We start from the raw sequence: 22,637 nt of genomic DNA on the forward strand, positions 1-22,637 counted from the left end.
ATTCTGCTCCGCCCGCCGCAGCACGGCGCTGCCGGGGGTCCGGCGTTTGCTCCTAAAGTTCGCCGTTCATGCCGGCGTCCAGCCCCGGGGTCGTTCCATGGCTGATCTGCCGTTCACCCTCGATCAGCTGCGCATTCTGCGGGCCATCGCCAGCGAAGGCAGCTTCAAGAAGGCGGCCGACAGCCTCTATGTGACCCAGCCGGCGGTGAGCCTGCAGATCCAGAACCTGGAGAAGCAGCTCGATGTTTCCCTGTTCGACCGGGGCGGCCGCAAGGCCCAGCTCACCGAGGCCGGCCACCTGCTGCTCAGCTACTGCGACCGCATCCTGGGCCAGTGCCAGGAGGCCTGCCGCGCCCTCGACGACCTGCACAACCTCAAGGGTGGGTCTTTGATCGTGGGCGCCAGCCAGACCACCGGCACCTACCTGATGCCGCGCATGATCGGCCTGTTCCGGCAGAAGTATCCCGATGTGTCAGTGCAGCTGCAGGTGCACAGCACCAGGCGCACCGGCTGGAGCGTGGCGAACGGCCAGGTGGATCTGGCGATCATCGGCGGTGAGCTGCCCGGCGAGCTCAACGACCTGCTCCAGGTGATTCCCTACGCCAGCGATGAACTGGCCCTGGTGCTGCCGGTGAACCACCCCCTGGCCCGCCTGCCGGAGCTCCACAAGGACGACCTCTACCGGCTCGGCTTTGTCTGCCTCGATGCCCAGTCCACCACCCGCAAGATGGTGGACCAGCTGCTGGCCCGCTCCGGCCTTGAGGTGCAGCGGCTCAAGATCGAGATGGAGCTCAATTCCTTCGAAGCGATCAAGAACGCCGTGCAGTCGGGCTTGGGTGCCGCCTTCCTGCCGGTGGTGTCGATCGAGCGGGAGCTGGCGGCAGGATCCCTGCATCGCCCCAACGTGACCGACCTGCTGGTGCGCCGCCAGCTGAAGCTGATCACCCATCCGGCCCGCTATTGCTCCAGGGCTTCGGAAGCCTTCCGCCGCGAGGTGCTGCCCGTGTTCGCCAGCCCCGACAGCCCCTTGCGCCAGGCCCCCCGCACCAGCCCGCCCGCCGAAGCCGCCACCACGGTGCTTCAGCCTGCCCCTTGAGCCCGCCTGCACGAGCCCGGAGGCTCCTGCAGGCGGGCCCTTGGACTCAGCCTTAGAACTGGTCGCCTTCCGGGGTGATGCCCACGGCGTCATCGGCGGCACCGGCGATGCCCCGGGTCTGGAACTTGTTGCCGCTGATGTCGGTCTGATAGACGCAGCGGACGACCGGTTTGTCGCGGATCGAGCCGATGTAGGCGAAGGTGTTCATGCGCTGCTTGCACTGGCGCATCTGCTCGGAGGTGACGGCCCCCTCCTTCTGCAGCACGCTCCAGTTCTCGCGGCGGATCACGCAACCCGGCTGCAGGGTGGGCTGGGTCACGAAGCTGCTGCTTGGGTTCATGGTGGTGTAGAGCTCCACATCCATCACGAAGGCGCTTGCGCCCCACTGCTTGCAGAACTCGGGGTCGGGCACGGCCAGATCGAGTTGCTGGCTGCTGGCGATGTTGCCCTGGCTGCCAGCGGTGTTGCTGGAGAGCGCCGTGCCGATGCCGATGCCGATCACCAGCACCCCGGCCAGCACGGCCATGGTGGCCACGTTGAACACCAACGGCCCCCCACCGGGCTTGCCAGGGCCGCCGGGGGGCGTGCCACCGCCACCGCCGCCCCCACCGTTGCGTGTGGGGCGTGCGGAGCGGGATCGTTCGCCCGGATCCCGTTCATCGTCGTCGTAACGGGCGGCGTCGTAGCGGGAGCTGCGCCGGTCGTAGGCGTCAGCGGAGCTGGCGTAATCGGCGCTGGGGCGGCTGCGGCTGCCTCTTCCATTGCCATTGGGAAAGGCGCTGCCGCCATCACGGGAGCGGGTCATGCGGAAGCGGCACTGCGGGGCAGGCCCATGGAGTAGTTGAGCACCCGGGCGTCCGGGTTGTAGCGGAGTTCGCCGGCCTGCAGGAGCTGGCGGATCGTGCCCTCCAGTTCCGAACCGATGCGGCGCAGGTTGTATTCGGTGAGATCGGCGCCGGCGAACCCGGCCACCAGATCACGGAAGCGCTGCTGCACCTTCTCAAGCGCAGTGGTGTCCCACAGGAACTCGTTGTCGGGGTCGAGGTCGAGGGTCAGCTGGTGCGGGTCTGGCACCAGTTCGCCCTCCTCCAGCCGCGCCGTGAACAGCCGCACATGACGGGTGGTGGACTTGAGCAGCAGGTCGTCGGCCATGGAACGAAGGCGAACGGGCGGAGATGGGCCAACGGAACTCTAGGAACCGCCAGCGCGGCGAGGGCCCCCGAGCCTGACCGGCGCCCGACGTTGGCAGGGGGCATCCTTTTAGGTTGGCGGCTGGTTTTCGTCTTTGCATGCGCGTCGCTATTGCCGGAGCAGGACTCGCCGGCCTGTCCTGTGCCAAATACCTCTGCGATGCCGGCCATACTCCGGTGCTGCTCGAGGGGCGCAGCGTGCTCGGCGGCAAGGTGGCGGCCTGGCAGGACGAGGACGGCGACTGGTACGAAACCGGCCTGCACATCTTCTTCGGGGCCTACCCGAACATGCTGCAGCTCTTTGCTGAGCTGGGCATCGAGGATCGCTTGCAATGGAAGGATCACGCGATGATCTTCAACCAGAAAGAGGCGCCGGGTACCTACAGCCGTTTTGATTTTCCCGACCTGCCCGCCCCCCTGAACGGTGTCGCCGCCATCCTCGGCAACAACGACATGCTCACCTGGCCCGAGAAGATCGCCTTCGGGCTCGGCCTGGTGCCCGCCATGCTCCGCGGCCAGGACTACGTCGAGGATTGCGACAAATACTCATGGTCGCAATGGCTGGAGATTCACAACATCCCGCAGCGGGTCAACGATGAGGTGTTCATCGCCATGAGCAAGGCGCTCAACTTCATCAACCCCGACGAAATCTCCGCAACGGTGATCCTCACGGCTCTCAACCGTTTCCTGCAGGAGAAGAACGGCTCAAAGATGGCTTTCCTCGACGGCAACCCTCCCGAGCGCCTTTGTGAGCCGATCGTGGCCTCGATTCGGGAGCGCGGCGGCGAGGTGCACCTCGACAGCCCCCTTCGCGAGATCCGTTTGGCGGACGATGGCAGCGTGCGCGGCTTCCGGATCGGCGGCATCCAGGGCCAGCCAGGCCGTGAGGTGGAGGCGGATGCCTACGTGAGCGCCCTGCCGGTGGATCCGCTCAAGCTGCTGCTGCCGGATCCCTGGCGCCAGCTGCCCTACTTCCAGAAGCTCGACGGGCTCAAGGGGGTGCCGGTGATCAACATTCATCTCTGGTTCGATCGAAAACTCACCGCCATCGACCATCTTCTGTTCAGTCGTTCGGACCTGCTCAGCGTTTACGCCGACATGAGCAACACCTGCCGCGAGTACGCCGATCCCGAGCGCTCCATGCTCGAGTTGGTCTTCGCCCCTGCGGCGGAGTGGATTGGCCGCAGCGACGACGACATCGTGGCCGCCACGCTCGAGGAGCTGCGCCGCCTCTTCCCCAACCACTTCACCGGCGACGACCAGGCCAAGCTGCGCAAGGCCCGGGTAGTGAAAACCCCTCTCTCCGTCTACAAGACGGTGCCGGGCTGCCAGCAGCTGCGGCCGTCGCAGCAATCGCCGATCGCCAACTTCTTCCTGGCGGGCGATTACACGATGCAGCGTTACCTGGCGTCGATGGAGGGGGCGGTGTTGAGCGGCAAGCTCTGCGCTGAGGCGGTCAGCCGGCAGGCGTCCGCGCTGGCGCAGCCGGTGGCGGTGTGAGCGTGCTGGCCGCCACACCCACCACTGCTTCCCTGCGCTCTGGCCTGAACCTGGAGCACGCCTACGAAGCCTGCCGCCAGGAAACCGCCCAATGGGCCAAGACCTTCTATCTCGGCACGCTGCTGATGCCCCCCGCCAAGCGGCGGGCGATCTGGGCGATCTACGTGTGGTGCCGCCGCACCGATGAGCTGATGGACAGCCCCCAGGCGCAGCGGCTGCCCACCGAGCAACTCGCCGAGCGGCTCGATCGCTGGGAGGCCCGCACCCGTCGCCTGTTCGCCGGCGACGTGCACGATGCGCTCGATCTGGCCATGGTCGACACCTTCCAGCGCTATCCCCAACCGCTCCAGCCCTACCTCGACATGATCGAGGGGCAGCGCATGGATCTGGTCTGCCACCGCTACGCCAGCTTTGATGAGCTGCAGCTCTATTGCTATCGGGTGGCCGGCACCGTGGGCCTGATGACCCAGGAAGTGATGGGGCTCGATCCGGCTTACACCACGGCCCCCTGGAGCGAACGGCCCGACACTTCAGAGGCGGCGGTGGCGCTGGGCATCGCCAACCAGCTCACTAACATCCTGCGCGATGTGGGCGAAGACCGCAGCCGCGGCCGCATCTATCTGCCCCAGGAAGACCTGCAGCGCTTCAATTACTCGGAAGCGGATCTGATGGCGGGCCTGCTCAATGAAAACTGGCGGGCCCTGATGGCCTTTCAGCTGCAGCGCGCCCGCTACTGGTTCGGCCGTTCCGAGGCGGGCGTGCGCTGGCTGGCGGCGGATGCCCGCTGGCCGGTCTGGGCTTCGCTGCGCCTCTACCGCGGCATTCTCACGGTGATTGAGCGGCTCAACTACGACGTCTTCAACCACCGGGCTTACGTTCCCAAGCCCTTCAAGCTGCTCGACCTGCCGCTCTCCTACGTGATTTCCCAGGCCCGCTGAGCCCCTGCTGCCGCGTCGGCCCCGGCCTGCAGCCAGTCCAGCAGGATCGGATTGACGCGCTCGGGAGCTTCGTCGTGGGGACAGTGCCCCAACCCCGGCAGCACCTTCAGCTCCTGCACGCAGGCGAAGCTGCGCGCCCAGCGTTCGGCCTCTGCCGGCGCTTCCCAGGGATCCTCCGCTCCCCACAGCATCCGCACCGGCACGGTCAGTTCGGCAAGCAGCTCCGGGGCCAGGTGGTCGTCGAACAGGTTGACGAAGCCGCGGAAGCTCTCGGAAGCGCCCCCATCGGTGCTGGGCCGGTGCAGCAGCTCCACAAGGGCGTCGTCGATGTTGGCGCCGCTGGGGTAGGCCCGCCCCAGCACCTGACGAATGAAGGCGGGCCGGGCCAGCGCGCGGAACAGGGGGCCCACCAGCCAGCGCTGACGCACCAGTTGTTTCACCAGCGGCCGGCTCCAGCGTTCCAGCTGCGGCAGGTCCGCCACGCGCTTTTCGTCGAGAGTGCGCTGGGCGCAGTCGATCAGGATCACCTGGACGAGCGGAACGCCGCGGGCCACCAGCAGCTGGGCCGCCCGCAAGGCCACCACGCCACCGATGGAGTTGCCGACCAGATGCACGCGGGCGGAGGGGGCGTGCTGCAGGGCCACCTGCTGCACGAAATCCGCCACCTGCTCCGCCCATAGATCGAAGCAGTAGCGCACCGCTCCAGGCTGTTCGGCTTCATCGGCCAGGCGGGAGCGGGGTTTGTCGCTGCCGCCGAAGCCGAGCAGGTCGATGGCGCAGGCAGAGAAGCGGCTGGCGATCACCGGCAGGTTGTGGCGCCAGTGGCCCAGGCTCGCGCCAAAACCGTGGATCAGCACCACACGTTGAAAGTCCGCCGGTTCGGGGCCGGCGAGGCAGTGGTAGCGAATGGTGTGCCCCCGCCAGGTCCAGCTGGACGAGGCAGGAACGCTGGTGGAGAACGCCGGCGGGTGGGTCAAGGCAGCATCGCCGCCGACCGGCGGCACAGGGCGCTGGCTCAGACCGTGGTGGCTGTCTGGTTGGCCAGCAGGGATTTCAGTTTGGCGAGCTCACCGGCCCAGCGGGGATCGGGGGCGCCTTCGGTGATGGTGTCGCTGTGGACCACTTTGTTGACGGCCTTACGGGCCGCCACAGGAGCGGCACCGGCGGCGGCGGGCCGGCGGTCGCCGGTGCCGGGGCGGCTGTCACGACGCTCGGAGCGCTCGATGCGCAGGCTGTTGCCGCCGAAATCGTGGCCGTTGAGCTGCTCGATCACGGTGTCGGCCAGCTTTTCATCCTCGACATTGGCGAAACCGAAACCGCGGCAGGCACCCGTTTCCCGGTCTTGAACGGTTTTGAAGCGCACGCCCTCGCCGATGGAAGTGAACAGAGCATCGAGCTCGGCGGCATCGAAAGTCTGCGGCAGATTGCCGACGTAAAGACGGACACTCATGGGAGGAGGGGGGAGAAAGGGAGGTGGCGGCCTGCGCCATCGGGTGAACGCACCGGCGAAACGCAGGGCAGCGCAGGAGGCGCCAAAGAGCGATCGGGGAGGTGTTTCTGAAGTTCAGGAATTGAACGTCAACCGTTGCCGTTCGGGCTTCGATGAAGCGATGGAAGATGCCTGTACACCGAGCAGTCAATCACGGCGCGGGTCCTTTCAGCCAGCGGCGCGCTTCCACCAGGGCCTCCTCGCTGCTCTTCAGGCGGCCGAAGGCGCGCTCGATCGTCAGGTGGGCGAGCAGTTCGCCCAGCCGCCGTGACGGGGCCAGTCCCAGCCGCTGCTGCAGTTCCTTGCCGTCGAGCGGCGGCCTCGGGTGAAAGAGCGGGTCACCCGGCTCGCGCCAGCGCGGCAGCCATGCCCGCGCAAACGGCAGCGGCAGCATGAGCAGCAGGGCGGGCAGGTCGTGGTCCACTTCGCGGTGAAAGTGCACCTGCTCCCGTTCCGTGGCGAAGGGCTTGGCGGGATCCCCGGTCCCGCCTGCCCCCTGCAGCTGCGCCCGCCAACTGCGCAGCTGCCCGCAGCGCCGCTGCAGCGCGCGGCTGGCATGCAGCCGCCCCCAGCTGGCGGCATCGAGCAGCGTGGCCAGGCGCGCCAGGGGCAGGGCCGCGAGCGCTTCGTCTTCGCTCAGACCCCGGGCTTCGGCCGCGGCCGGGGTGATCTGCCTCAGCGCTGCTCCGCCTGCTGCCTTGACGGCGGTGGCGGCTCCCTCGCCAACCGGCGCCGGCCGGCACCAGGCGTCCAGCAGGCCGGTCGCCTGCACCCGGGCCAACCCCTCGCCTCCGCCTGCGCACGCCGCCAGCTTCTCCAGCTCCACCCGCACGCGCTCCGGTGCCACCTGATCGATCCGGCGGTGATGGCGCCGGATCCAGGCTTCGCTGGTGGCGTCGAGGCGGAATCCCAACTCCGCAGCCAGCCGCTCGCCCCGCAGCAGTCGCAGCGGATCGTCCAGCAGGTTCTGCTCGCTCACGGCCCGGATCAGCCCCGCCGCCAGGTCGGCCAGGCCGCCGCTCGGGTCGAGCAGCTCGCTGCCCGCCGGCAGGGGCAGGGCCAGGGCATTGAGGCGGAAATCACGGCGCAGCAGATCGGTGGCCAGATCCGCCCCGGCCTGGCGGGCCAGATCCACGCTCCAGCCGCGGATCACCAGCCGGGCGATCGAGCGCTCCCGATCCAGCACCACGCAGCGCCCACCGTGCTCCCGGCTCAGCCGCTCGCCCAGGGCGATGGCCTCCACTGGCACCACCAGATCCAGGTCGGGCCGCTCCCCCAGCCGCCCGAGCAGGCCATCGCGCACGGCGCCACCCACCAGGGCGGTGCCTGCCGGGAAGGCCGCCGCCGGCACCGGCCAGCGTTCCATCGCCAGGCGGCTGCGCAGCAGAGCCGTGGCGGCGGCCAGATCCGCAGGCCCGCTGGCCTGGCCCGCCAGAATGGGGGGATTCGGAGACCACTCAGGCATGTGCATCTGCGTGGATTGCCACTGGGTGGACCGCTGCCAGGCCTATCACGCGGTGGAGCGCCAGCACGGTGTGGAGCACCTTGCCGCTGCCCCCGACTTCCGCCCGATCGAACCGCGCATCCACGTGCAGGTGCTGGACCTGCCGGAGAACCGCGTGGGCGTTGAATGGGATGTGCGTTCCTGCGCCAGCTTCACGGCCGAGCCCGGCCGTTGGCAACGGCTGCGCCCCCTGGCGGCGGTACCGCGGTGACAGGAGTTCCTGCATGGAGGCTGGCCCTGCACAGCAGCAGCGAGGTGCTGGGGGTGGCGCTGCAGTCGCTGCTGGAGCCGGAGGCGCCGCCCTTGATCCGCACTTTCCCATTGGGCCGCCGGCTCTCCAACGATCTGCTCGCCTGCGTGGAGGAGGTGCTGCCGGCCTCCAGCTGGCCGCAGCTGGCACGGTTGGCGGTGGCCACCGGGCCCGGTGGCTTCACCGGCACCCGGCTCACCGTGGTGCTGGCCCGCACGTTGGCCCAGCAGCTGGCCCTTCCCCTTGATGGTGTCAGCAGTTTCCTGCTGGTGGCGAGGCGCCTGTGGCAGGCCGGGGAGCCGCTGACGACCGCTGATCCGTTCTGGCTGCTGCAGGAGCTGCCACGCCGAGGTGTGGTGGCGGGGGCTTACGCGCTTGATGCCCACGCTCCCGGGGGGGTGGTGGAGCGCCAGCCGCCGCGCCTGTTTGCCGCCGCCGCTGCCGTGCCTCCTGGCCCGCAGCTGCCGGCGGTGGTGGAGGCCGGCGCCGATGTGGCCCAGTTGCTCGCCTTCAGCCAGGCGGCAGCGGCGGCCGGCGGGCCGGCGCCCTGGGCCACCGTGCTGCCGCTTTACCCCACCAGTCCTGTGGGGGCGGAGGGTTGAAGCGCCGCCTGCTGCTGCTGACGCTGCTGGCGGCGGGCTCCCTCTGGCTGGGGCGCTCCCTGCTGGCGCCGGCGGCGGCCTCGCCCCCCCAGCTCATCCTCGTGCTGGGAGGCGATGTGAAGCGCGAGAAGGCGGCAGGGCGGTTGGCGGCCCAGTACAGCCTGCCGGTGGTGGTGAGCGGCGGCAGCAACCCGGAATACGCCCGCTGGCTGTTCGACCAGGAAGGCCTGCGGCAGCAGCAATACCGGCTGGATTACCGCGCCCACGACACGCTCACCAACTTCACCACCGTGGTGGATGATCTGCGCCGCAGCGGCATTCGCCACGTGCTGCTGGTCACCAGCAGCGATCACATGGACCGGGCGCTGCTGGTGGGCCGGGTGGTGGCCGGCAGCCGCGGCATCCAGCTGACGCCCGTGGCGGTGCCCTGTGGGGACCACTGCTTCCCTGAGAGCCTGCCCAAGCGCTGGGGCGATGGTCTGCGGGCGGTGGTCTGGGTGCTCAGCGGGCGGGATCTGAAGAACTGGGCGCAAGCGCGGCTCGCTCAGGGCCGGGACTGATCAGGCCCTCGTTCAGCAAGGCATTGATCTGGTCCTGGCAGGCCTGGGTGGTGGCCAGCAGGTCTTCGCGGCGGCGCGAGGCGGGTGGCGGAATCGGCTGGCCGATGCGGATATGGATCGGCACCAGGCGCGGCCAGCTGCGGCCTACCCCCATGGCCCGGTGGCTGTTGACGATCGCCACCGGCAACAGCGGCACCCCGGCCCGTGCCGCCAGCAGGGCCGCGCCTGCCTGGGGCTGGTTCACGCGGCCGTTCTGCTGGCGGGTGCCATCAATAAACACGCCGGTGGCCCACCCCTGGGCCAGCCGTGCCGTGGCAACCCGAATGGCTTCGCGATCGCTGGCGCCCCGCTGCACCGGGTAGGCCCCGCAAGCGCGGATGATCGGGCCCAGCAGGGGAACCCGGAACAGCTCCGCCTTCGCCATGAAGGCCACCGGGCGGCCCAGGGCGTGGCCCAGCAGCGGCGGGTCGAAGTGGGAGCCGTGGTTGGCCACCACCACCAGGGCCCCCTCCGTGGGCACGTTGCGATTGCCGTTGGTGCGCCCGCGGAACAGGATCCGGTAGAGCGGAAACACCAGCAGATAGCTGATCACCCGGTAGGTGAGGCTGGGGCGGGGGGTCAGCAGCGCCAGCGGATCGGAGGGGGCCAGCGCCACGGATTCGCTCAAAGCGCCAGGTCCGCCGCCGCGCCGATCTGGGCGGTGGTGAGGTCGGGGACTGCCCGGCGCAGCAGGCCGCTCAGCACGTTGCCTGGGCCGATCTCCACCACGGTGTCGATCGCCAGCCGCGGGAACTGATCCATGGTTTCGCGCCAGCGCACCCCTGTGACCATCTGCTCGCTCAGGCGCTCCTTGAGCAGGGCGCCATCGGTGGCTGGCGTGGGATCGGTGTTGCTCAGCACTGGAATCGCCGCATGGGCGAACGGTACCTGCTCCAGCAGGTGACGGAAGGCGGCGGCGGCCTCGGCCATGAAAGGGGAATGGAAGGCCCCTGACACGGCCAGGGGGATTGCCCGCTTGCAGCTGATGCTCTGGCACAGGGCCTGCACCGCCTCAGAGCTGCCGGAGAGCACCACCTGGGAGGCGCTGTTGTCGTTGGCGATCACCACCCCTTCGCTGGCAGCGATGCGCTCGTCCAGTTCCGCCCGGTCGAAGCCGATCACGGCGGTCATCGAGCCGCCACCGGCAGTGGCCATCAGTTCACTGCGCTGCCGCATCAGGGCCAGGCCCGCCTCAAGGTCGAAGACACCGGCGGCGTAGAGCGCCACCAGCTCCCCGAGGCTGTGGCCGGCCACCAGGTGGGCGCTGCGGCCCATCTCCTTGAGGGCATCCACCAGCAGGCTTTCGAGCACGAACAGGGCCAGCTGGCTGTTGCGGGTGTCGTTCAGGTCGGCGGGCGCCTGGGGATCCCTGAGCGGTTCACCGGCGCAGATCGCCAGCAGATCCCTGCCCAGCAGCTCCGAGGCGGCGGAAAATCGCGCGCGCGCCCCAGGCAGTTCGAGCAGATCCCCCACCATTCCCAGCTTCTGCGATCCCTGGCCGGGAAACACCCAGGCAATGCCCATCCTGTTCACCTTGAACCGCAGCCGAGATTACGGCGACGCCTTGCGCCACCCAGGCCGCCCCCAGGCTGGTTCTGCTCAGAGGGCGGGGCCGCTCCAGCGGAGCAGGGCTGCCCCCCAGCTCAGCCCGGCACCGAAGCCACTGCTGGCGATCAGATGGCCGGGCTGGATGCGGCCATCACGCACCGCCTCATCGAGCATCAGCGGGATTGTGGCGGCAGAGGTGTTTCCGTAGGCCGCCAGGTTGCTCAGCACCCGCGCGTTGGGGATGGCGAAACGCTGGGCCACCGCATCGAGGATGCGCTGGTTGGCCTGGTGGAGCAACAGCCAGTCGAGCTCGGCAGCGGCGGTGCCGGTGGCCGCCAGCAGCTCCTGCAGCACCGCCGGCACTTCCTTGACAGCGAACTTGTAGACCTCCTGGCCGTTCATGTGGATCGGCGCGAAGCCGCCGCGCTGGGCCGTGTGGCCGTCGAGCAGCACTTGGCGCTCCTCCCGTTGCGCCAGCGTCAGGCAGGCGGCCCGCCGGCCGTCAGAGCGCATGCGGAAGCCCAGCAGGCCATCGCGCTCGCCGTCGCAGGCTTCCACGGCGACGGCGGCGGCGGCGTCGCCGAACAGCACGCAGGTGCGCCGGTCGTCCCAGTCGACCCAGCGGCTGAGCTGGTCGGCCCCGATCACCAGCACCTTGCGCGCACTGCCGGCGCGGATGTACTGCGCTGCGGTGATCAGGGCGAAGAGAAAGCCGCTGCAGGCGGCCGTGAGATCGAAGGCCACGGCGTTGGTGGCCCCCAGGCCCGCCTGCACCCGCGGGGCGGTGCCGAACAGGTCGTCTGGGCTGGAGGTGGCCAGCAGGATCAGATCCACTGAATCCGCCGACCAGCCGGCGTGAGCGAGGGCGGAGCGGGCCGCGGCGGTGGCCATCGAAGTGACCGTTTCCGTGGGCCCGGCCACCCGGCGCGCCGCGATGCCGGTGCGGCTGCGGATCCATTCGTCGTTGGTGTCGACGCGCTGGCTCAGCGCGTCATTGCTGACGATCAGAGCGGGGAGCGAGCTGCCGCATCCCACCAGCGCCATGCCTGCGCCCATCCGGCCAAGCGCCACCGACTCACCCACGGTTCGGCTCAGTCAACCACAGGCAGGAACGGACCTCTCCTCGCTGCTGAGCTTGTGCAGATCGTCCATCACCCCATGGCTGGCGGCCAGGTGCGCCAGCCGCAGCGCGCTGACCACCGACAGCGCTTTGCTGCTGCCATGGCCGATCACGCAGACCCCATTGACGCCGAGCAGCAGGGCGCCGCCGTGCTCGGCATGGTCAAGGCGTTTCTTGATCCGTACCAGATTGCTGCGCAGGAAGGCCGAGCCCACCTTGCCGCGCCTGCCCCGGGGCAGCTCCGCCCGCAGCACGTCGAGCAGCACGCTGCCCACCGATTCCAGAAACTTGAGCAGCACGTTGCCGGTGTAGCCGTCGCAGACCACCACATCGAAGCGGCCGGAGAGGACATCGCGGCCTTCGCAGTTGCCGGCGAAGCGCAGCCGTTTCTCGGCGGCGAGCAGGGCGTAGGCCTTGAGGGTGAGCTCATTGCCCTTGCAGGCTTCCTCGCCGATGTTGAGAAGACCGATGCGGGGCTGGGGGATGCCAAGCACGTCGCGGCTGTAGATGCTGCCCAGCAGGGCGAACTGCTGCAGGTACACCGCCTTGCAGTCCATGTTGGCGCCCACATCGAGCACCAGCACCTGTCGGCCCGGATCCTTGGTGGGGAAGAGAGCGCCGATGGCGGGGCGGTCGATGCCCTTGAGGCGGCTGAGCCGGAAGATCGCCGAGGCCATCACGGCACCGGAGTTGCCGGCGGAATACACCGCCGCAGCCTCACCGCTTTTGACCAGATCCATGGCCATGTTGATGCTGGCGTCGCGCTTGCGGCGCACCACCGTGGCCTCCTCGTCCATGCCCACCGAAGGGCCGCTGGCCACGAGCTGCAGCAGTCCGGCCTGCAGGCTCTCGCGCAGGCCGTCTTCCAGGTTCAGGGCGGCCGCAGCCTGCTGCACCGCCGCGGCTTCGGCCACGAAGCGGATCTTCACCGGCAGGCAGCGCACGGCCGCCAGGCAGCCTTCCAGGATCGGGCCGGGGGCGTGATCCCCCCCCATGCCGTCGACCGCCATCCAGATGCGGTCACGGTCGCGGATCGGACCGGACCCATCGCCACCAGCCTGCAGTCGGCGGCGGGGATAGCTCATCAGCGGCTGCAGCACCGTGCCGGCCACCGATCCCGCCATGGTGCCGGCGGAAGACGCCACCGAACCGGCGGCGGAGGCCATGGAGCCGGCCACCGAGGCGGCGGCGGAAGCGGCGGAAGCGGCGGTGCTGGCTGAGGAAGTGGCCGTGTCCACCAGGCTTGTGACCGTCGCATTGCGGCGATACCAGACCACCAGCCGGCGCATCGCCCGGCTGGGTTTGGGGCGGCGTTGTCTCAGTTCTGAATCAGAGTCCTTCGGAGGCAACGGCTTCCACGATGCGCTGGAACAGGTAACCCGTACCCCGTGCGGTGAGGATCAGCTCGGGGTTGGCTGGATCATCTTCCAGTTTGGAACGCAGCCGCGAAATGTGGACATCCACCACCCGGGTATCCACGTGACGCTCGGGGGTATAGCCCCAGACCTCCTTGAGGATCTCGCCGCGGCTGAAGGGCTCGCCCGAACGGCTGACCAGCAGCTCCAGCAGGCTGAACTCCATGCCGGTGAGGCGGATGCGCTCTTCGCCCCGGTACACCTGGCGCTTGTTGGTGTCGATGCGCAGCTCGTTGACCTGGATCACCCCGGAGTTGGGGATGCCCACCACCTGCTCCTTCTCCACCCGGCGCAGCACGCAGCGGATGCGGGCCTCCAGCTCCTTCGGGCTGAAGGGCTTCACCACGTAATCGTCGGCGCCGAGCTCCAGGCCGGTGATGCGGTCGGCCACATCGCCCAGGGCGGTGAGCATCACGATCGGCACATCGGATTCCTTGCGGAGCTCCTGGCAGACGCCGTAGCCGTCGAGCTTGGGCATCATGACGTCGAGCACCACCAGATCCGGGTTGGAGTGGCGGAAGGCTTCGAGCGCTTCCACGCCGTCACAGGCGGTGACGACGTCGTAGCCGATCATCGTGAGGCGGGTTTCGAGAATCCTGCGGATACTGGCCTCGTCGTCAACGACCAGGATGGTTTCCTTGGCGGAGGAGGAAGCCGTCATGGTTGAGCCGGCCCGGGTACACAAGTCCTGACCACTGAACTGGCCAGAGGGGCAGCAAATTCACCCAACGCCACCATTCTTCACACACCACCGTGGCTCGATCCGCACCGACGTTCATCTGCCAGGCCTGCGGAGCCCAGACCCGCCAGTTCTTTGGCCGCTGCCACGGCTGTGGGGGCTGGAACACCCTGGTGGAGCAGAGCGGCCCTGCCGCGGATGGCCGCCGCCGCCGCGCCGCCCCTGAGGGCGCGCCTGCCCGAACCGGCACGGGCGAGAAGGCGGCTCCGGTGCCCGGCCGTCCCCGGCGCTCGGAATCCATCCTGACGTCGGTGGAGCGCCCGCTCCAGCGGTTGGCCAGCGGCTTCGCCGAGTTCGATCGGGTGCTGGGCGGCGGGCTGGTGCCCGGGGCGCTGGTGCTGGTGGGGGGCGATCCCGGCATCGGCAAATCCACCCTGCTGCTGCAGAGCGCCCAGGCACTGGCCGCCACCACCTCGGTGCTCTATGTGAGCGCCGAGGAATCGGCGCAGCAGGTGCGCCTGCGCTGGAGCCGGCTCGCCCCGCCAGGTGGGGCCGAGCCGGTGGGCGCTGGGCTGCAGCTGCTGGCCGAAACCGATCTCGAACTGGTGCTGCAGGAGCTTGAGGCGCTGCGGCCGGCGGTGGCGATCATCGACAGCATCCAGGCCCTGCACGACGATCAGCTAAGCAGTGCGCCCGGCTCGGTCGCCCAGGTGCGTGAATGCGCCGGCGCCCTGCAACGGCTGGCCAAGCGCCAGGACACGGCCCTGCTGCTGGTGGGTCACGTCACCAAGGAGGGAATGCTGGCGGGGCCCAAGGTGCTCGAACACCTTGTGGATGCGGTGCTCACCTTCGAGGGCGACCGCTTCGCCAGCCACCGGCTGCTGCGGGCGGTCAAGAACCGCTTCGGCGCCACCCACGAGCTGGGCCTGTTTGAGATGCGCGACCGCGGGCTGGCGGAAGTCACCAATCCCAGCGAGTTGTTCCTCGGCCATGACGGACCCGCCGCCGGCACGGCCACGATCGTGGCCTGCGAAGGCACCCGCTCCCTGGTGGTGGAGCTGCAGGCGCTGGTGAGCACCACCAGCTACGCCAGCCCGCGCCGCACGGCCACCGGCATCGGCATCAACCGGCTGCACCAGATCCTGGCGGTGCTCGAAAAGCACATGGGGTTGCCGCTCTCACGCTTCGATTGCTACCTGGCGGTGGCCGGTGGCCTCGACGTGGAGGAGCCGGCGGCCGATCTGGGCGTGGCCGCGGCGGTGGTGGCCAGCTACCGCGATCTCACCCTGCCGGCCGGCACGGTGCTGGTGGGGGAGCTGGGGCTGGGGGGGCAGCTGCGGCCGGTGGGTCAGCTGGAGCTGCGCCTCCAGGAGGCGGCGCGGCTGGGGTTCCGCCGGGCGGTGGTGCCGCGGGGCAGTGGCCTCGGGGCGATTGCAGCAGGGCTTGATCTGCAGCTGTTGGAGGCCGGCACCGTGGCGGAGGCCCTGGTGGCCGGACTGGGGTTTGACCCTGCAGCCGACTGAATCCGGCTGGCTGATCAACCCCGGCGGGTCAACCCTGCCCAGGCCAGGCCGCACCTAGCCCGGACAAGGCTGTGCCCAGGTGGCACCGAGCGGCCCCACGAGGCTCAGAAATAGACGTCGACGTTGCCGCGTCCGCTGGTCTTGAGCCAGTTCTGGGCTTCGATGTAGTTGTTCGGCGCCATGCGAATCGCCTTGGCCCAGTAGTCAGCGGCGCGGGAGAAGCAGCGGTCCGACTCATCGGTGTCGCCCCGTTCTTCCGCCAGTGAGCCGAGATGGTGGTGAATCACCGCGATGTTGTTGAGGGCCTGCGGCATGTGCTGGTTGAGATCCAGCGCCTGCTCGTAGAACTCCAGTGCCTTCTGGTGATCGCCGTTGCTGGCGAACACCAGCGCCATGTTGTAAAGGATGAAGGCCTTGTCGTTGGGGTCGTCCTCCAGCTTCAGCGCTTCTTCATAGTTTTCCAGCGCTTCGGCATATTCCCCATCGCCCTGGGCGCTCATGCCGTCGCGGTAGTACGCGAAGGCTTCCTTTGCCCGCCGGTTGGTGGGAATCACCTTGAGGATCAGGTCTGCCATGACCGTGAAGCTCTTGTCGATGAAGTTGTCGTTGCGTTGGCTGCGGGGCACGGGAGCCGTCTGAATTTTGTGGCCCCATCCTGACGCCTGCGCGGCGAGGCGGCTTCTGCCAGAGGCCATCCCTAGCCTGAAACCCATCTGCCGATGCCCGTGGTTCAGGTTTCCCCCAGTCCCGTCGCCACGCCCCTTCCGGTTCCTCCGCCTCCCCAGGCCCTGGTCCCGGTGCTGCTTGAGGTGGATGGCATGAAGTGCGGGGGCTGCGTGCGTGCCGTGGAGAAACGCCTGCTGGCCGTGCCCGGTGTGCACCAGGCAAGCGTGAACCTTCTCACCCACACCGCCTGGGTGGGGCTGGCCGCTCCCGTGGAGGCTGCGCAGCCGAGCCTCGACGCCCAGGTGGCGGCCTTGCTGGCCAGCCTGGAGGGCCTCGGCTTTGCGGCGCGCCTGCGGGATCAGTCGTTGCCGGCGCCGACGGCGGCCGAGTTGGCCCAGCGCCACCGCTGGTGGCTCGAGTGGCGCCAGCTGATCGTGGCGCTGGCGCTGCTGGTGGTGTCGGTGCTGGGCCATCTGGCGGAGGCGGGCAGCCTGCCGGCACCGCTGCTGGCCTCCCCGCTCGGGGGCTTGCTGGCCGCCCTCTGGTTCCACGCCCTTGTGGCCACCCTGGCCCTGGCGCTGCCGGGGCGTTCGATCCTGGTGCGCGGCGCCCTGAGCGCCTGGCACCGCATGCCCAGCATGGACACATTGGTGGGCCTGGGCATGGGCAGTGCCTACCTGGCCAGTCTGGCGGCCCTGCTCTGGCCGGCGGCGGGCTGGCCCTGTTTTTTCAATGAGCCGGTGATGCTGCTCGGCTTCGTGCTGCTGGGCCGCTTCCTGGAGGAACGGGCCCGCTTCCGCACCGGTCGGGCGCTGGAGCAATTGGCCCAGCTCCAACCCGAAACAGCGTTGCTGCTGGTAGGTGATGGCCCCCCGCGCGAGGTGCGGGTGGGGGGGCTGCGGGCTGCCGATCGGCTGCAACTGCTGCCGGGCGATCGGGTGCCGGTGGATGGGGTGGTGCTGGAGGGTTGCTCGGCGGTGGATGTGTCGAGCCTCACCGGCGAACCCCTGCCGCTGGAGGCCCGCCCGGGCAGTGAGCTGGCGGCCGGCATGCTCAACCTGCAGGCGCCGCTTGTGCTGGAGGTGACCAGGGCCGGCGCGGCAACGGCCCTGGCCCGGATCATTGCGCTGGTGGAGCAGGCCCAGGCCCGCAAGGCGCCGATTCAGCGCCTCGTCGACAGAGTGGCCGGCCGTTTCACCGTGCTGGTGTTGGTGCTGGCCCTGGCCACCTTCCTGTTCTGGTGGCTATGGGGCACCCGCCTCTGGCCAGACCTGCTGACGGTGGCCCCGCAGCTGGGCCATGGGGCCGCGGCGGCCCATGCCCTTGGCGGGCACGGCCTCCATGGGCCTGGCCACGGGCTGGCGGGGACCGCCGCCGAGACCCCGTTCGGCCTGGCCCTGCAGCTGGCGATTTCCGTGCTGGTGGTGGCCTGCCCCTGCGCGCTGGGCCTGGCCACCCCCACGGCGATCACGGTCGGCTCAGGCCTGGCGGCCCGCGCGGGTGTGCTGTTCCGAGGCGGCGATGCGATCGAGACCGCCGCGCGCCTGCAAGCAGTGCTGTTCGACAAGACCGGCACGCTCACCCTCGGTCGTCCATTGGTGGTGGCGATCGCACTGTCCCCCAGCGATCCCGCCCACCAACTGGCGGGCGAGGCGGTCGATGCCGACGCCCTGATCAAGGTGGCGGCCAGCCTGGAGCAGCAGACCCGCCACCCGCTGGCCCATGCCCTGCAGCAGGAGGCGGAGCGCCGCCAGCTGGACCTGTGGCCAGTGGGCTCCTGCGCCACCTTCGCCGGAGCCGGTGTGGAGGGCGACCTGGAGGGGGTGAGCGGCCCCTGCCGGGTGGGCCGCCTCGACTGGCTGGAGCAGCGGGGGGTGGGCCTCGACGGCCCGCTCCGTCAGCGGCTCAGCGCGCTGGAAGCCGACGGCGCCTCGGTGCTGGCGGTGGCGGTTGGCGGCCGCTTGCTCGGTCTGGTGGCGGTGCACGACCAGCCGCGGGGTGATGCGGCCGCCACCGTGCAGGAGCTGGCCGCCATGGGGCTGAGCCTCGGCGTGCTCAGCGGCGACCGGCAGCCAGCCGTGCGGCGGCTGGGCGAGCGGCTGGGCCTGCCGGACGACGCCCTTGCCTGGGAGCTGCGCCCTGAGCAGAAGCTCGACCACATCGTGCGCTGGCGGCAGCAGGGGCCGGTGGCGATGGTGGGCGATGGCATCAACGATGCGCCCGCTCTGGCGGCGGCCGATCTCGGCATCGCCGTGGGCACCGGCACCCAGATCGCCCAGGACACCGCCGATCTGGTGATCCTCGGCGACCGGTTGTCCTCGCTGGTGCTGGCGCTGCAATTGGCGCGGCGCACCCTGGCCAAGGTGCGCCAGAACCTCTTCTGGGCCTTCGGCTACAACCTTGTGGTGCTGCCGATCGCTGCCGGCGCCCTGCTGCCAGGCTTCGGTGTGCTGCTCTCCCCGCCGCTGGCGGCACTGCTGATGGCGATGAGCTCGATCACCGTGGTGGTGAACGCGCTGCTGCTGCATGGTCCGGCCTGACCCCGATCGCCCCAGGGGGCGCTTCCTGGTGCTGGAGGGCATCGATGGCTGTGGCAAGACCACCCAGCTCGCGCGCCTGCAGGCCTGGCTGCCCACCAGCGGGCTGCTGGCGCCGGGGGCGGAGCTGGTGCTGTGCCGTGAGCCTGGAGGGACGCCGCTGGGCCAGGCGCTGCGCCAGCTGCTGCTGCACCCGCCGGAGGCGGCCAGCCCCTGTCCCACGGCGGAACTGCTGCTGTACGCGGCCGATCGCGCCCAGCACGTGGAGACCCGCATCGCGCCCGCCCTGGCGGCGGGCCACTGGGTGATCAGCGACCGCTTCGCGGGCTCCACGGCCGCCTATCAGGGCTATGGCCGTGGCCTGGATCTGGCCTTGATCGGCGAGCTCGAGGCCATCGCCACCGCCGGCCTGACGGCCGACCTCACCCTCTGGCTGGATCTGCCCCTGCCGCTCTCGCTGGAGCGCCGCGGGCACCGGCCTGCCGATCGGATCGAGGCGGCTGGACTGCCGTTCCTGGAGCGGGTGGCCGGCGGTTTCGCCCAGCTGGCGGCGCAGCGGGGCTGGGCCCGGGTGGAGGCTGCCGCTGCGCCTGAGCGGGTGGCGGAAGCGATTGCAGCGCTGCTGCAGAGCCGCTTCGCCGCTGCCGGTGGCGGCGATGGCTGATCTGTTTGCCGACCTGATCGGCCAGCCCCAGGCCGTGGCCCTGCTCGCTGCTTCCCTGCAACGGCAGCGGCTGGCACCGGCCTACCTGTTCAGCGGGCCGGACGGAGTGGGGCGGCGCCTCGGGGCTCTGCGCTTCCTCGAGGGCATCCTGGCCGGCCTTGCTGGATCGGCTCCGTTGCGGCGCCGGCTGGAGGAGGGCAACCACCCTGACCTGCTCTGGGTGGAGCCCACCTACCAGCACCAGGGCCAGCTGATTCCCCGCTCAGAGGCGATCGCGCAGGGGGTGGCGAAGCGGTCGCTGCCCCAGCTGCGGCTGGAGCAGGTGCGGGCGATCAGCCGCTTCCTCGCCCGCCGGCCGTTGGAGGGTGAGCACTGCCTGGTGGTGATTGAGGCGGTGGAAATGATGGCGGAGGGGGCGGCCAATGCCCTGCTCAAAACCCTTGAAGAGCCTGGGAATGGGCTGCTCGTGCTGCTGACCAGTGCGCCGGAGCGCCTGCTGAGCACGATTCGCTCCCGCTGCCAGCAGATCGTGTTCGGCCGGCTGGATCCGCCCTCCCTGCAGGCGGTGCTGCACCGCCAGGCGGATCTCCAACCCGTGGCTGATGGGCCAGAGGCCGGCGGTCTGATCGCGCTGGCGGCCGGCTCGCCGGGTGCCTTGTTGCACCACCGGGAGCAGTGGCAGGCCTTGCCGCCAGGGCTGGCGGAGCGGCTGCTGGAACGGCCGGGCCAACCCCTGGAGGCGCTGACCCTGGCCCGCGAGCTCACCGAAGCACTCGATCTCGATCTTCAGTTGTGGTTGCTGGATTGGTGGCAGCTGCAGAGCTGGCGCCGCGATCTCTGCCTATCCGATCAGCAGCGCATCGAGCGGCTCAGGCGCCAGTTGCAGGGCGCTGTGCAACCGCGGCTGGCCTGGGAGGTGGCACTGCTGGAGCTGGCGCCTCAGCACTGAATGACGCCGGCAGGATCAGGCGGATTCGAGCGAGCGCACCGGCTCCCGCGCGTGCTGCCGGAGTTCCCGCACCAGCCCCTCCTGCTGTTCCAGCTGGGGCCCGGTGGGCAATTCCAGGCAATAGCCGGCTCCGTACACCGTTTTGATGAAGCGGGGTTTGCGGGGCTCGGGCTCCAGCTTGGTGCGCAGGTGGCGCACGTGTACCCGGATGGTCTCGATGTCGTCGTCGGGCTCGTAGCCCCACACTTCCTTGAGGATGAGTGAGGGCGCCACGGTCTGACCGTGGCGTTGCAGCAGGCAGTGGAGCAGTTCAAACTCGAGGTGGGTGAGCCGCACGGCTTCATCGAACCAGATGGCCTCGAACCGCTCCGGTACCAGAGTGAGCGGTCCGAAGTTGAGAATCTCGTTGTGTTTGCCGGCGAGCGGGGCGCGATCGATGCGCCGCAGCAGCGCTTTCACCCGCACGAGCAGTTCTTCGAGATCGAAGGGCTTGGTGAGGTAGTCGTCGGCGCCGGAGTTGAAGCCACTCACTTTATCTTTGGTGCCGCCGAGCGCCGTGATCATCATGATCGGAATGCCGGCGGTGCGTTCATCGCGGCGCAGGCGCTGGCAGAGGGTGAGGCCATCCACCTTCGGCAGCATCAGGTCGAGCAGGATCAGATCGGGATGGGCCTGCAGCGCCAAGGCCTGCCCCTTGATGCCGTCTTCGGCGCATTCCACCTGGAAACCGCCGTGCATCAGATGGCCGGCCACCAGCTCACGCATGTCCCTGTCGTCTTCGATCAGCAGGATGCAGGGCTTCATAGGCGGCGCGGGTGACAGCGGCAATCCGTTGGATTCGAACAGGCCGTATGAGCAGCTTGTGGAAGAAGTATGGGACACGATCCCAGCAACCGCGCCATCGGGCGGTGAACCACCTGGAGGCCGCCTGCGGAGAGGCAATCAGAAACTCCCCGGGCAGGATTCGAACCTGCGACCAATCGGTTAACAGCCGACCGCTCTACCGCTGAGCTACCGAGGATGGCAACCCGTCGAACCTACCCCTCGGTTGCGCCGCCAGGCAAGGGGGAGACCCTGCTGCGCAGGCGCCGGCACAGCGCCGGCCCGTCTTGCCAGCTGCCCATGCGGCCGCTTTCCATCAGCACAGCCCCATCGCAGCGTTCGAGTTCCTCGAGCCGGTGGGTGATCCAGAGGGCGGTCAGGGGATGCTCCTGCCGGTGGCAGAGGCGATGGATCAGCTCCAGCACCTCCGTCTGGCTGATCGGATCGAGCAGGGCGGTGGGCTCGTCGAGCAGCAGCAGGTCGGCGCCGCTGGCGAGGGCACCGGCGATCGCCACCCGCTGTTTCTGGCCGCCGCTGAGGGTGTGGATCGGGCGCCCTTCAAGGCCGCTCAGGCCCACCTGGGCCAGGGCTTCGGCCACCCGGCGCCGCCGCTCTTCGCGGCTCAGCCCTTCCGCCAGGGAGAGCTGGAGATCGGTGCCGCAGCTGGGCAGCAGCAGCTGGTGGTCGGGGTTCTGAAACACCAGGGCCGGTGTGCGCTGGCGGTGAATCCGCCCCCGCTGCGGATCGAGCAGCCCGGCGATCAGCCGCAGCAGGGTGCTTTTGCCGCTGCCGTTGCCACCCACGAGCATCCACAGCCCGGGCCGGGGCACCTCGAGGTTGATGTGGTCAAGGGCAAGGCTGCCGTTGGGCCAGCGAAACCCCAGGCCCTCCACCACCAGGGGAGGATCAGGGGCGGAGAAACCGGTGCGGCTGTGGCCTGGTGGCGAGCTGGTCAACTGTCAACGCTGAAGCCAGGACGTTTGGTGCCGGTGCCACCGGCGGCCGACCGTTCGTAGAGCTGAACGGCCACCAGTTCACTGCTCAGCAGGCTGACCCGTTTCTCCTCGGCTTTCTCGCAGCTGAGTTCGAGCACGCGCGGGTGGCCGCTCTCGAGGATCGCCATGATCTGGCCGTAAAGGGCCTGGGCGTCTGCCAGCTCCTTGCGCTGGACCGAGACGGGCATGGGGCTGAGCTTGAGCGAGAGCTCGACGACGTACACGGCAGTTCGGTGAGGGCAGCCGCCACTCTGGCGAATGGCGCGGCGCTGCGGCTCAGAGGGTCGGGGTGGCCGTCAGGCCCGAGTCTGGTGTGAGCCAGTGAGTGCAAGTACTCATTGCCCCTGGTCAGGGGCAGCGGGGGCCCCGACCACCAGCCGATTTGCGTACAGTACCCTTGTAAAGCTTCATGAAGCCTCTTCATCATGACGATTGCTGTAGGGCGCGCGCCTTCGGCTCGGGGATGGTTCGACGTCCTCGATGACTGGCTCAAGCGCGACCGTTTCGTTTTTGTCGGTTGGTCCGGTCTGCTGCTGTTCCCCACCGCCTAC

The 22,637-nt window shown here is 69.3% G+C and carries 24 protein-coding genes, 1 tRNA gene and 1 pseudogene; 11 read left to right on the forward strand and 15 right to left on the reverse strand.

Going from position 1 to position 22,637, the window contains the following annotated elements; all coding sequences use genetic code 11:
• Window positions 1-97: 97 nt before the first annotated feature.
• Window positions 98-1,096, forward strand: a complete 999-nt coding sequence (locus KBY97_RS06745; protein ID WP_255145923.1) for a LysR family transcriptional regulator — start codon at window positions 98-100, stop codon at window positions 1,094-1,096.
• Window positions 1,097-1,148: 52 nt separating this feature from the next.
• Here KBY97_RS06745 and KBY97_RS06750 read toward each other — a convergent pair whose 3' ends face one another.
• Together KBY97_RS06750 and KBY97_RS06755 are read right to left on the reverse strand one after the other, a co-directional pair.
• Window positions 1,149-1,901, reverse strand: coding sequence for a DUF3172 domain-containing protein (locus tag KBY97_RS06750; RefSeq protein ID WP_255145924.1), 753 nt, complete (start codon window positions 1,899-1,901; stop codon window positions 1,149-1,151).
• Window positions 1,898-2,248 carry an NAD(P)H-quinone oxidoreductase subunit M gene (locus KBY97_RS06755; RefSeq protein WP_255145925.1) on the reverse strand — a complete coding sequence of 117 codons (351 nt, stop codon included), beginning with the start codon at window positions 2,246-2,248 and terminating at the stop codon, window positions 1,898-1,900. Before KBY97_RS06755 ends, KBY97_RS06750 begins: the two co-directional genes overlap by 4 nt.
• 137 nt (window positions 2,249-2,385) lie before the next feature.
• Between KBY97_RS06755 and pds the strand changes: the two genes are divergently transcribed.
• Together pds and KBY97_RS06765 are read left to right on the forward strand one after the other, a co-directional pair.
• Window positions 2,386-3,786, forward strand: coding sequence for a 15-cis-phytoene desaturase (pds, locus tag KBY97_RS06760; RefSeq protein WP_255145926.1), 1,401 nt, complete (start codon window positions 2,386-2,388; stop codon window positions 3,784-3,786).
• Window positions 3,783-4,724: a phytoene synthase gene (locus tag KBY97_RS06765; RefSeq protein WP_255145927.1), complete on the forward strand. Its 942-nt coding sequence runs from the start codon at window positions 3,783-3,785 to the stop codon at window positions 4,722-4,724. The genes pds and KBY97_RS06765 overlap by 4 nt, the downstream gene beginning before the upstream one ends.
• Here KBY97_RS06765 and KBY97_RS06770 read toward each other — a convergent pair.
• The 3 genes from KBY97_RS06770 to KBY97_RS06780 all read right to left on the reverse strand — a co-directional run bounded on the left by KBY97_RS06770 (window position 4,700) and on the right by KBY97_RS06780 (window position 7,678).
• Entirely contained in the window at window positions 4,700-5,701 is a 1,002-nt protein-coding gene (locus KBY97_RS06770) for an alpha/beta fold hydrolase (protein WP_261356343.1), read from the reverse strand. The genes KBY97_RS06765 and KBY97_RS06770 overlap by 25 nt on opposite strands.
• Window positions 5,702-5,739: 38 nt before the next feature.
• Window positions 5,740-6,174 carry an RNA-binding protein gene (locus KBY97_RS06775; RefSeq protein ID WP_255145928.1) on the reverse strand — a complete coding sequence of 145 codons (435 nt, stop codon included), beginning with the start codon at window positions 6,172-6,174 and terminating at the stop codon, window positions 5,740-5,742.
• A gap of 190 nt (window positions 6,175-6,364) precedes the next feature.
• Window positions 6,365-7,678, reverse strand: coding sequence for a CCA tRNA nucleotidyltransferase (locus KBY97_RS06780; protein WP_255145929.1), 1,314 nt, complete (start codon window positions 7,676-7,678; stop codon window positions 6,365-6,367).
• Between KBY97_RS06780 and KBY97_RS06785 the strand changes: the two genes are divergently transcribed.
• The 3 genes from KBY97_RS06785 to KBY97_RS06795 are packed head-to-tail and all read left to right on the forward strand — an operon-like array spanning window position 7,677 to window position 9,129.
• On the forward strand, window positions 7,677-7,928 hold the full coding sequence (locus KBY97_RS06785; RefSeq protein WP_255145930.1) for a Ycf34 family protein: 252 nt from the start codon (window positions 7,677-7,679) through the stop codon (window positions 7,926-7,928). The two genes, KBY97_RS06780 and KBY97_RS06785, sit on opposite strands and share 2 nt — an antisense overlap.
• Window positions 7,925-8,569, forward strand: a complete 645-nt coding sequence (gene tsaB / locus KBY97_RS06790; RefSeq protein ID WP_255145931.1) for a tRNA (adenosine(37)-N6)-threonylcarbamoyltransferase complex dimerization subunit type 1 TsaB — start codon at window positions 7,925-7,927, stop codon at window positions 8,567-8,569. The genes KBY97_RS06785 and tsaB overlap by 4 nt, the downstream gene beginning before the upstream one ends.
• Window positions 8,566-9,129 (forward strand): YdcF family protein, encoded by a 564-nt coding sequence (locus tag KBY97_RS06795; RefSeq protein ID WP_399217416.1) that lies wholly within the window; start codon window positions 8,566-8,568, stop codon window positions 9,127-9,129. Before tsaB ends, KBY97_RS06795 begins: the two co-directional genes overlap by 4 nt.
• Here the strand turns inward: KBY97_RS06795 and KBY97_RS06800 are convergent.
• The 5 genes from KBY97_RS06800 to rpaB all read right to left on the reverse strand — a co-directional run bounded on the left by KBY97_RS06800 (window position 9,071) and on the right by rpaB (window position 13,912).
• A complete protein-coding gene (locus KBY97_RS06800; RefSeq protein ID WP_255145932.1) occupies window positions 9,071-9,796 on the reverse strand; it encodes a 1-acyl-sn-glycerol-3-phosphate acyltransferase in 726 nt (241 codons plus the stop codon). The two genes, KBY97_RS06795 and KBY97_RS06800, sit on opposite strands and share 59 nt — an antisense overlap.
• Complete coding sequence (fabD, locus tag KBY97_RS06805; protein WP_255145933.1) at window positions 9,793-10,692, reverse strand: ACP S-malonyltransferase; 900 nt, start codon at window positions 10,690-10,692, stop codon at window positions 9,793-9,795. The genes KBY97_RS06800 and fabD overlap by 4 nt, the downstream gene beginning before the upstream one ends.
• A 75-nt stretch (window positions 10,693-10,767) precedes the next feature.
• Window positions 10,768-11,760, reverse strand: a complete 993-nt coding sequence (locus KBY97_RS06810; protein WP_255145962.1) for a beta-ketoacyl-ACP synthase III — start codon at window positions 11,758-11,760, stop codon at window positions 10,768-10,770.
• A gap of 51 nt (window positions 11,761-11,811) precedes the next feature.
• Window positions 11,812-13,185 (reverse strand): phosphate acyltransferase PlsX, encoded by a 1,374-nt coding sequence (gene plsX / locus KBY97_RS06815; RefSeq protein WP_255145934.1) that lies wholly within the window; start codon window positions 13,183-13,185, stop codon window positions 11,812-11,814.
• Complete coding sequence (rpaB, locus tag KBY97_RS06820; protein WP_255145935.1) at window positions 13,166-13,912, reverse strand: response regulator transcription factor RpaB; 747 nt, start codon at window positions 13,910-13,912, stop codon at window positions 13,166-13,168. The genes plsX and rpaB overlap by 20 nt, the downstream gene beginning before the upstream one ends.
• A 92-nt stretch (window positions 13,913-14,004) precedes the next feature.
• Here rpaB and radA point away from each other — a divergent pair, with 92 nt between their 5' ends.
• The gene (radA, locus tag KBY97_RS06825) at window positions 14,005-15,453 is read left to right on the forward strand and encodes a DNA repair protein RadA (protein ID WP_255145936.1); all 1,449 of its coding nucleotides are present in this window, start codon (window positions 14,005-14,007) and stop codon (window positions 15,451-15,453) included.
• A 104-nt stretch (window positions 15,454-15,557) separates the two neighbouring features.
• On the opposite strand, the gene KBY97_RS06830 is transcribed toward radA, so the two are convergent.
• Window positions 15,558-16,079, reverse strand: coding sequence for a photosystem I assembly protein Ycf3 (locus KBY97_RS06830; RefSeq protein WP_255145937.1), 522 nt, complete (start codon window positions 16,077-16,079; stop codon window positions 15,558-15,560).
• A 93-nt stretch (window positions 16,080-16,172) separates the two neighbouring features.
• Between KBY97_RS06830 and KBY97_RS06835 the strand changes: the two genes are divergently transcribed.
• Genes KBY97_RS06835 through KBY97_RS06845 form a run of 3 tightly spaced genes read left to right on the forward strand, consistent with a single transcriptional unit; the run spans window position 16,173 to window position 20,269 of the window.
• Window positions 16,173-18,659, forward strand: a complete 2,487-nt coding sequence (locus tag KBY97_RS06835) for a heavy metal translocating P-type ATPase (protein ID WP_399217418.1) — start codon at window positions 16,173-16,175, stop codon at window positions 18,657-18,659.
• Complete coding sequence (tmk, locus tag KBY97_RS06840) at window positions 18,646-19,320, forward strand: dTMP kinase (protein WP_255145938.1); 675 nt, start codon at window positions 18,646-18,648, stop codon at window positions 19,318-19,320. The genes KBY97_RS06835 and tmk overlap by 14 nt, the downstream gene beginning before the upstream one ends.
• Window positions 19,313-20,269 carry a DNA polymerase III subunit delta' gene (locus KBY97_RS06845; RefSeq protein ID WP_255145939.1) on the forward strand — a complete coding sequence of 319 codons (957 nt, stop codon included), beginning with the start codon at window positions 19,313-19,315 and terminating at the stop codon, window positions 20,267-20,269. Before tmk ends, KBY97_RS06845 begins: the two co-directional genes overlap by 8 nt.
• A gap of 15 nt (window positions 20,270-20,284) precedes the next feature.
• Here the strand turns inward: KBY97_RS06845 and KBY97_RS06850 are convergent, their stop codons facing one another.
• The 4 genes from KBY97_RS06850 to KBY97_RS06865 all read right to left on the reverse strand — a co-directional run bounded on the left by KBY97_RS06850 (window position 20,285) and on the right by KBY97_RS06865 (window position 22,310).
• Entirely contained in the window at window positions 20,285-21,073 is a 789-nt protein-coding gene (locus KBY97_RS06850; RefSeq protein WP_255145940.1) for a response regulator transcription factor, read from the reverse strand.
• A gap of 145 nt (window positions 21,074-21,218) precedes the next feature.
• Window positions 21,219-21,290 (reverse strand) — tRNA-Asn (locus KBY97_RS06855).
• A gap of 16 nt (window positions 21,291-21,306) precedes the next feature.
• A complete protein-coding gene (locus tag KBY97_RS06860) occupies window positions 21,307-22,047 on the reverse strand; it encodes an ABC transporter ATP-binding protein (RefSeq protein WP_255145941.1) in 741 nt (246 codons plus the stop codon).
• Window positions 22,044-22,310 carry a hypothetical protein gene (locus KBY97_RS06865; RefSeq protein ID WP_255145942.1) on the reverse strand — a complete coding sequence of 89 codons (267 nt, stop codon included), beginning with the start codon at window positions 22,308-22,310 and terminating at the stop codon, window positions 22,044-22,046. The genes KBY97_RS06860 and KBY97_RS06865 overlap by 4 nt, the downstream gene beginning before the upstream one ends.
• A 201-nt stretch (window positions 22,311-22,511) precedes the next feature.
• Between KBY97_RS06865 and KBY97_RS06870 the strand changes: the two are divergent.
• Window positions 22,512-22,637: pseudogene (locus KBY97_RS06870) on the forward strand (photosystem II D2 protein (photosystem q(a) protein)); the annotation flags it as partial.

Source organism: Synechococcus sp. ATX 2A4 (genome assembly GCF_024346375.1).
GTDB lineage: Bacteria > Cyanobacteriota > Cyanobacteriia > PCC-6307 > Cyanobiaceae > MW101C3.

Bases quoted from the DNA above. Each gene is read 5' to 3' on its own strand.
- KBY97_RS06835 (WP_399217418.1), top strand. From the start codon at position 16,173: ATGCCCGTGGTTCAGGTTTCCCCCAGTCCCGTCGCCACGCCCCTTCCG.
- pds (WP_255145926.1), top strand. From the start codon at position 2,386: ATGCGCGTCGCTATTGCCGGAGCAGGACTCGCCGGCCTGTCCTGTGCC.
- tmk (WP_255145938.1), top strand. From the start codon at position 18,646: ATGGTCCGGCCTGACCCCGATCGCCCCAGGGGGCGCTTCCTGGTGCTG.
- KBY97_RS06745 (WP_255145923.1), top strand. From the start codon at position 98: ATGGCTGATCTGCCGTTCACCCTCGATCAGCTGCGCATTCTGCGGGCC.
- KBY97_RS06810 (WP_255145962.1), bottom strand. From the start codon at position 11,760: ATGGCGCTGGTGGGATGCGGCAGCTCGCTCCCCGCTCTGATCGTCAGC.
- KBY97_RS06850 (WP_255145940.1), bottom strand. From the start codon at position 21,073: ATGAAGCCCTGCATCCTGCTGATCGAAGACGACAGGGACATGCGTGAG.
- fabD (WP_255145933.1), bottom strand. From the start codon at position 10,692: ATGGGCATTGCCTGGGTGTTTCCCGGCCAGGGATCGCAGAAGCTGGGA.
- rpaB (WP_255145935.1), bottom strand. From the start codon at position 13,912: ATGACGGCTTCCTCCTCCGCCAAGGAAACCATCCTGGTCGTTGACGAC.
- KBY97_RS06845 (WP_255145939.1), top strand. From the start codon at position 19,313: ATGGCTGATCTGTTTGCCGACCTGATCGGCCAGCCCCAGGCCGTGGCC.
- KBY97_RS06780 (WP_255145929.1), bottom strand. From the start codon at position 7,678: ATGCCTGAGTGGTCTCCGAATCCCCCCATTCTGGCGGGCCAGGCCAGC.
- KBY97_RS06775 (WP_255145928.1), bottom strand. From the start codon at position 6,174: ATGAGTGTCCGTCTTTACGTCGGCAATCTGCCGCAGACTTTCGATGCC.
- KBY97_RS06755 (WP_255145925.1), bottom strand. From the start codon at position 2,248: ATGGCCGACGACCTGCTGCTCAAGTCCACCACCCGTCATGTGCGGCTG.
- KBY97_RS06750 (WP_255145924.1), bottom strand. From the start codon at position 1,901: ATGACCCGCTCCCGTGATGGCGGCAGCGCCTTTCCCAATGGCAATGGA.
- KBY97_RS06785 (WP_255145930.1), top strand. From the start codon at position 7,677: ATGTGCATCTGCGTGGATTGCCACTGGGTGGACCGCTGCCAGGCCTAT.